Annotated in this window: 2 protein-coding genes; both read right to left on the reverse strand. The window is 39.9% G+C overall.

Annotated features, from left to right (window positions below):
• Positions 1–73: 73 nt before the first annotated feature.
• Entirely contained in the window at positions 74–799 is a 726-nt protein-coding gene (istB, locus tag ACLPIE_RS22350; protein ID WP_430263829.1) for an IS21-like element helper ATPase IstB, read from the reverse strand.
• Positions 800–801: 2 nt separating this feature from the next.
• A complete protein-coding gene (gene istA, locus ACLPIE_RS22355) occupies positions 802–2,283 on the reverse strand; it encodes an IS21 family transposase (protein ID WP_430263830.1) in 1,482 nt (493 codons plus the stop codon).
• Between the last annotated feature and the right edge of the window lie 108 nt (positions 2,284–2,391).

Raw genomic sequence — 2,391 nt, forward strand, 5'->3', positions numbered from 1 at the left:
TGTCAATGATCTTCAAAAAATCCACCACGATGATCATTGAAAAATACTCCACCTAATATCTAAAAAAATAATCTTAATCTCGGTGTTTAAAACGATAAGACTCGTTACCCGTTTCAAGAATGTGGCAGTGATGGACTAATCGATCTAATAAGGCATTTGTCATCTTTGTATCCGTAAATAATTTTGCCCATTCTGAGAATTCTAGGTTCGTTGTAATAATTAAACTCGTTTGTTCATGTAGTTGGCTGATAAAGTGAAATAATAATGTTCCTCCTCGCTGACTAAAGGGTAAATAACCTAATTCATCAAGAATAACGATATCCTGTTTCTGCATTTGCGGCGTTAACTTATAATTTTTGCTATCACTGTCTAATTCCAATTGGTTCACTAATTCAAGGACATTCCAAAATCGAACTTTATACCCTTGCGTTGCGGCATGAAGCCCTAATGCTGTTGCTAGGTGGGTTTTTCCTGTTCCTGGTCCTCCGACAAACAGGATATTCTTTTTTTGTTTGACATAATCACCCACAATTAATAAATCAAGATGGGCTTGATCAAGTGTACTGTGGTCAAAATTAAAATCGCTAAAGTGACGTTGCTGAGGAAAACGCCCTCGTTTCACTCTCGCCTCAGTTTGATTAATTTGCCGTTGTGTTATTTCGGCATTGAGTAACTTTTCTAAAATATCTAGTGTGGGCCTTTTTCGTCTCACTCCGTCAATCACCACGTCATCAAATGCTTCTGCCATAGTGCTCAGTTTGAGTGTTTTTAATGCATCGATATAATCTTGTCTTTCCATGGTTATTTCCTTGTCAATAATTGGTCAAAGTGAGTTAACGTTGCTACCGGTGGGCGTGTTAACGGGATATGCTGAGATTCGAGCTCAGGGATCGTCGGTTCAGTCAGTCTAAGAATAATATTCAGAATAGCTTCTACCGTGGGAATGCCTTGTTCTAAAGCGATTTCAGCTGCAGTAATACCGATGTCTTCACCAAAATCTGCTATTAAACTTAACAACTTGACCATCGCTTTATCGCCTTTCGGCTGTGACATAAGGTGTTTTTGGAGCGTTTTAATGCATTCCGGTAAGGGCCAATGGATAAAGGGTTCACCATGACGTAATGCCCCCGGTTTTTTCGCCAAAGCTGATAAATAATGGTAAGGGTTGTAGGTGGTTTGATTTTTTAAGAAGCTTCGTGGATGCTGAGTCACCTCCTCATGTCCATAAAAAACACGCAACGTATCCGCAGTGATTTGAGCGGTCACGGCTTTTCCTACCAAATGGCAAGGTACGCTATACCGATGAGAATCAAATAAAATGAGCGAACAGGTATTCACCAGTAAACGCTCTGTTCGATAGCCTGAATAAGGGATATAGGCTGAAAAGTGATGTTGTTCCTTGATTAACCGCTCGTTAATTGTTTGGTGTTTATCATCTTTCCAAGGCTGTTCCAGCCGTTTTTGACATTTTGAGAGCAAATAGGCATTCAGTTCATCCAATGAATCAAAGGCGAGCATCGGTAAAAAAAAGCGTTTTCGTAACGTTTGAACTTGACGCTCAACTTGACCTTTTTCCCAGCCCGCAGCAGGCGTGCAAGCGACAGGTTCGATTAGAAAGTGGTTCACCATAGCAAGAAAAGCGTCATTAAAAATGCGTTCTTTCCCTTGGCCAATTTTTTTCACAATCGTTTTGGGGTTATCGTAAATACCTCGTTGTGGTGTTCCACCGAAAAATTGAAAGGCATGATTATGCGCATCAATAAGCATTTCAACCGTTTGCCTCAGATAAGCTCTGACAAAATACGCTTGAGAATGGCAAAGTCTAAAATGAGCCACATTAAGTTTAATGACCTCACCTTGAATACAGACTTTTTCATGGCTCCAATCAAATTGATAAGACTCTCCACATGGAAAGGACTGAGGGATGAAAACAGGCTTAATAGACTGATATTCCTGATAAAACCTTTTAATAAACCGTGATACACAAGGATATTTCCCTTCAAATCCAAGACTACATAGCCACTCAAAATGCCGGACGGCAGAGAGCCGTTGATGCTTAGGCAATGCCATTTGCGCTTCTAAACGGTCAATAAGGCGAGTTTTGAAGGGTCCTAATTTAGGTGAAAGATAATTTTCACGCTGATAACGAGGGATTTCCGTTAAATTTAAATATTTACGAACAGTACGTCGGTCAAGTTGTAATTTCTTAGCAATCTCGCGTTGAGAGAGTCTATCTTTATGAAAAAGACGTCGGACTTTGGTGATGGTTTCCATACAAAGCATTCCAAATTATCCCTTGCAAAAACAGGGAGTGTAGCAGAGCTATCAGGTGGATCATTTTTACACGATCTTTCCTGCCTAATTTGGTGGAGTTTTGCATGATCATTAACA

Source organism: Providencia sp. Me31A (assembly GCF_050487165.1).
GTDB lineage: Bacteria > Pseudomonadota > Gammaproteobacteria > Enterobacterales > Enterobacteriaceae > Providencia.

Coding starts and splice junctions, on each gene's coding strand:
- istA (WP_430263830.1), bottom strand. CDS start 2,283: ATGCTTTGTATGGAAACCATCACCAAAGTCCGACGTCTTTTTCATAAA.
- istB (WP_430263829.1), bottom strand. CDS start 799: ATGGAAAGACAAGATTATATCGATGCATTAAAAACACTCAAACTGAGC.